This is a genomic window from Streptomyces sp. L-9-10, assembly GCF_004151105.1.
Classification (GTDB): domain Bacteria; phylum Actinomycetota; class Actinomycetes; order Streptomycetales; family Streptomycetaceae; genus Streptomyces.
Window position 1 is genome coordinate 1 of record NZ_PHRF01000123.1, and the last position, 4,370, is coordinate 4,370.

Genomic DNA, 4,370 nt, shown 5'->3' on the forward strand with positions numbered 1-4,370 from the left:
ACTTCCTCCACACCTACAACCACCACCGCAGCCACACCGCACTCAACGGACACCCGCCCATCAGCCGCGTTAACAACGTTACGGGTCAATACACCTAGCCGGCCAGGGCTCCCGTACGCCGTTCCGTCGTCGCGATCGTCGCCGAGCCGACCACGCGCGTGCCGTCGTACAGCACGATCGCCTGGCCCGGTGCCACACCGCGTACGGGCTCCTCGAAGCGGACGTGGAGCGTGCCGTCGGCCGGCTCCGCCGTCACCGGCGTCTCGCCGCCGTGGGCGCGCAGCTGGGCGGTGTAGTCGCCGGGGCCGGTGGGGGCGGTGCCGCACCAGCGGGGCTTGATGGCCGTCAGGGCCGTGACGTCCAGCGCGGCGGCCGGTCCCACCGTCACGGTGTTGTCGACCGGGGAGATGTCCAGTACGTAGCGCGGCTTGCCGTCGGGGGCCGGGTGGCCGATGCGCAGGCCCTTGCGCTGGCCGATGGTGAAACCGAACGCGCCGTCGTGGCTGCCCACCTTCGTACCGGACTCGTCGACGATGTCGCCCTCCGCCCGGCCGAGCCGGTCCGCCAGGAAGCCCTGGGTGTCGCCGTCGGCGATGAAGCAGATGTCATGGCTGTCGGGCTTCTTCGCCACCGCCAGGCCCCGGCGCTCGGCCTCCGCGCGGATCTCGTCCTTGGTGGTGAGCGTGTCGCCGAGCGGGAACATCGCGTGGGCGAGCTGCCGCTCGTCGAGGACTCCCAGTACGTACGACTGGTCCTTGGCCATGTCGCTCGCGCGGTGCAGCTCCCGGGCGCCGTCGGGGCCCATGACGACCGTCGCGTAGTGGCCGGTGCACACGGCGTCGAAGCCGAGCGCGAGCGCCTTGTCGAGCAGCGCCGCGAACTTGATCTTCTCGTTGCAGCGCAGGCACGGGTTAGGGGTGCGGCCGGCCTCGTACTCCGCGACGAAGTCCTCGACGACGTCCTCGCGGAAGCGCTCGGCGAGATCCCAGACATAGAACGGGATGCCGATGACATCGGCGGCGCGGCGCGCGTCGCGGGAGTCCTCGATGGTGCAGCAGCCGCGCGCGCCGGTGCGGAAGGACTGTGGATTCGCGGAGAGCGCGAGATGCACTCCGGTCACGTCATGGCCCGCCTCGGCGGCACGGGCGGCGGCGACGGCGGAGTCCACGCCGCCCGACATGGCGGCGAGCACGCGAAGAGGGCGAGAACGCTGGGAATTCTGAGTCATAGCTCAACCAGGGTACGGCCCGGGGGAACCACAGTCGCGCGAGTATGCGTTGACGATCACATGGGCGAGAACACACAGGGCACGACTGGCGGCGGCGGTGGCGGGAACCGCCGCGAGGGCGGAAGCGGGGGCCGTCGCGCGAGCGGCAGCCGTCGCGCGCCCGCGGACGGTACGAAGGTCCGCCGCCGGGCCGTGCTGATCGGCGGGGCGGCGGCCGTGCTCGGCGGGGGCGTGCTGGCGCGGGAGGAGCTGGGGCACCTGTGGTACCGCGTTCCCGGCGTCGCGAAGCCGCGCAAGGAGGGTGAGCTGGACTACGCGGGCTCCGAGTGGGTGGCGGCGTCCTCCGCGAACTGGCGCCGGGCGGACCGGCCGGACGACTACACGATCGACCGGGTGGTCATCCATGTCGTCCAGGGCAGCTACCAGATCGCGCTGAAGGTCTTCCGCGACCCCGGCCACGGCGCGGCCTCGCACTACGTGGTCCGCAAGGACGGCCATGTGGCCCAGATGATCCGCGAGCTGGACGTGGCGTACCACGCGGGCAACCGCGAGTACAACGAACGCTCCATCGGCATCGAGCACGAGGGCTGGGTGGACAACGCCGCGTCGTTCACGGACGCGATGTACCGCTCCTCGGCGCGGCTGACCGCCGACATATGCAGGCGGTACGCGATACCGGTCGACCGCGAGCACATCGTCGGGCACGTGGAGGTCCCGGGGACGGACCACACGGACCCGGGGACGAAGTGGGACTGGGACCGCTACATGAAGTTCGTACAGGACTCCTGAGCCCCGCGCGGGCCGGCGGACAGCGGGGTGCACTCAGCACCACCCCCGCGTCCGGGCCCTATGCCCCGTGTGCCCGCCCTCCCCCGTCCGTAGCGTCATGGGTGGACGCATGAGGCGTCCGCACGGGGAGGGAAACACCATGTTCCGTCGTACGAGCACAGCCAGGGGCGCCAGGAGCGCCGAGGCGCTGCGCCTGGTCGAGGTCCGCAAGGTATACGGGTCCGCCGGGAACGCGGTGACCGCGCTGGACGATGTGTCGCTGAGCCTCCCGGCCGGGACGTTCACCGCGGTCATGGGGCCCTCCGGCTCCGGCAAGTCGACCCTGTTGCAGTGCGCGGCCGGGCTCGACCGGCCGGACAGCGGGCTGGTCATGGTGGACGGCGCGGAGATGACCGGTGGCAGCGAGACCGCGCTGACCACGTTCCGCCGCCGCCGGATCGGTTTCGTCTTCCAGCAGTACAACCTGCTGCCCGCGCTCACGGTGGAGCGGAACACCACCCTGCCGCTGAAGCTGGCCGGGCTCCGCGTCGACCGGGCACGGGCCCGCGAGATCCTCACCCAGGTCGGCCTCGGCGACCGGGCGGAGCACCGGCCCGACCAGCTCTCCGGCGGTCAGCGCCAGCGTGTCGCCATCGCCCGCGCGCTGGTCACCGAGCCCGCCGTGATCTTCGCGGACGAGCCGACCGGCGCGCTGGACACCCGCAGCGCGCGGGACGTGCTGCGGCTGCTCCAGCGGACCGTGCGCGTCAACGGCGGGACGGTCGTGATGGTGACGCACGACCCGGTCGCCGCCTCGTACGCCGACTCCGTGCTGTTCCTCGCGGACGGCCGGCTGGCCGGCCGGCTGACCGCGCCCACCGTGGACGCGGTCGCCGAGCGGCTCGCGCATCTGGGCGACGCGGTGCACCACGGCACGGGCCCGGAGCGGCACGACCTGACAGCTGGGGTGTGAGCCATGTTCTCGCTGGCCATGCGGTCCATCGCGACGCGTCCCGGGCGCTTTCTCGCCACCCTGCTGTCCGCCTTCCTCGGCGCGACGATCATCATGGCGTTCCACTCGATGCATGACACCGCGGGCGCCCGGGGCATCGACTCCGCCAGCACGGAGACGCTCGGGCTGGTGGCGAACGTCGTCGGTGGGTACGGCGCGCTGCTGGTCTTCTTCGCCGTCGCGTCCACCCTGACCGTGAACGTACGGCAGCGCGGTACGGAGATCGCCCTGCTGCGCAGCACCGGCGCCACCCCGGCGCAGATCACGCGCATGATCGTGGGCGAATCGGCCGCGGTCGCCCTGGTCGGGGCGGTGCTGGCCATCGGTCCCGCGATGCTCGGCGGGCGGGCGCTGCTCGGGGTGTTCCAGGACACCGGCCAGGTCGCCGACGAGGTCGCGTACGTCTTCGGGCCCATCGCGCTCGGTTCCGGCCTGGCCATCACGCTGGTGGCGGCGACGGGCGCCGCGTTCCTCGCGGTGCGCCGGGCGACGAAGGCCCTGGCGGGGGCCGGCGGGGGCCGGGGCCGCGGCCGGAACGCCGCCGGGGCCGCCGCGCTGGTCGCCGGTACGGCGGGGGTGGGCGTCACCTTCACGATCGACGCGACGGAGCCCGCGCTGATGGCGGCTCCGGCCTGTGGCGCCATCCTGCTCGCCGTCGGCCTCGCGCTCTTCGCACCGGCGCTGCTGCGGGCCCTGCTGAGCGCGCTGGAGCGGCCTCTCTCCGCGCTCACCGGGGCGAGCGGCTATCTGACCGTGCACACCATGCGGCACCGCGCGGCGCAGCTGTCCGGTGTGCTGATGCCGCTGACCCTCTTCACCGGTATCGCGACGGCCACGCTCACCATGCAGGCGCTGCAGAACGACGCGATCGCGGCGTCCGGTCTCACCCGGTCCGTCGAGGACAGGAACCTGGAGACCGTGAACCTCGTGGTCGTCGGCATCATCGTGGTCTTCTCCTGCGTCACGCTGATCAACAGCCTGTACGCGGCGACCTCGTACCGCCGCCATGAGTTCGGGCAGCAGCGTCTCGTGGGGGCGACCCCCGGCCAGGTGCTGGGGATGGTCGGCGTCGAGGGGCTGGCGCTGACGCTGACCGGGGTGTTCCTCGGTACGGTCGCGGGGCTCGCGGGGAGCGTGGCGTTCAGCCTGGTGCGTACCGACGAGATCCTGCCGGGCCAGGGGCCGGGGATCTGGCTCGGGGTCACGGCGGTCGCCGCCGCGGCGACGCTGGTCACCTCTCTCGGTACGGCGCACAGGACACTGCGCACACCGGCGGTGGAGGCGATGGCGACGGCGGCCTGAGAACGGCCCGCCCCCGCCTCACCCGGAACGGCCCGCCCCCCCATCCGGAACGGCCCGCCC

The 4,370-nt window shown here is 72.6% G+C and carries 4 protein-coding genes; 3 read left to right on the plus strand and 1 reads right to left on the minus strand.

Translation table 11 applies throughout. From position 1 onward, the window contains the following. Nucleotides 1-94: 94 nt before the first annotated feature. The gene (mnmA, locus tag CU044_RS28990) at nucleotides 95-1,228 is read right to left on the minus strand and encodes a tRNA 2-thiouridine(34) synthase MnmA (protein WP_129771726.1); all 1,134 of its coding nucleotides are present in this window, start codon (nucleotides 1,226-1,228) and stop codon (nucleotides 95-97) included. 60 nt (nucleotides 1,229-1,288) lie between these two features. Here mnmA and CU044_RS28995 point away from each other — a divergent pair, with 60 nt between their 5' ends. From CU044_RS28995 to CU044_RS29005, 3 genes are all read left to right on the plus strand, one after another. Beyond that, entirely contained in the window at nucleotides 1,289-2,017 is a 729-nt protein-coding gene (locus tag CU044_RS28995) for an N-acetylmuramoyl-L-alanine amidase (RefSeq protein WP_129771727.1), read from the plus strand. A gap of 139 nt (nucleotides 2,018-2,156) precedes the next feature. Next, nucleotides 2,157-2,969, plus strand: a complete 813-nt coding sequence (locus tag CU044_RS29000; protein ID WP_129771728.1) for an ABC transporter ATP-binding protein — start codon at nucleotides 2,157-2,159, stop codon at nucleotides 2,967-2,969. A gap of 3 nt (nucleotides 2,970-2,972) precedes the next feature. Further along, nucleotides 2,973-4,310 carry an ABC transporter permease gene (locus tag CU044_RS29005; protein ID WP_129771729.1) on the plus strand — a complete coding sequence of 446 codons (1,338 nt, stop codon included), beginning with the start codon at nucleotides 2,973-2,975 and terminating at the stop codon, nucleotides 4,308-4,310. Nucleotides 4,311-4,370: the final 60 nt, after the last annotated feature.

Excerpts from the sequence above, each read along its gene's own strand:
- mnmA (WP_129771726.1), bottom strand. The coding sequence starts at position 1,228 with ATGACTCAGAATTCCCAGCGTTCTCGCCCTCTTCGCGTGCTCGCCGCC.
- CU044_RS28995 (WP_129771727.1), top strand. The coding sequence starts at position 1,289 with ATGGGCGAGAACACACAGGGCACGACTGGCGGCGGCGGTGGCGGGAAC.
- CU044_RS29005 (WP_129771729.1), top strand. The coding sequence starts at position 2,973 with ATGTTCTCGCTGGCCATGCGGTCCATCGCGACGCGTCCCGGGCGCTTT.
- CU044_RS29000 (WP_129771728.1), top strand. The coding sequence starts at position 2,157 with ATGTTCCGTCGTACGAGCACAGCCAGGGGCGCCAGGAGCGCCGAGGCG.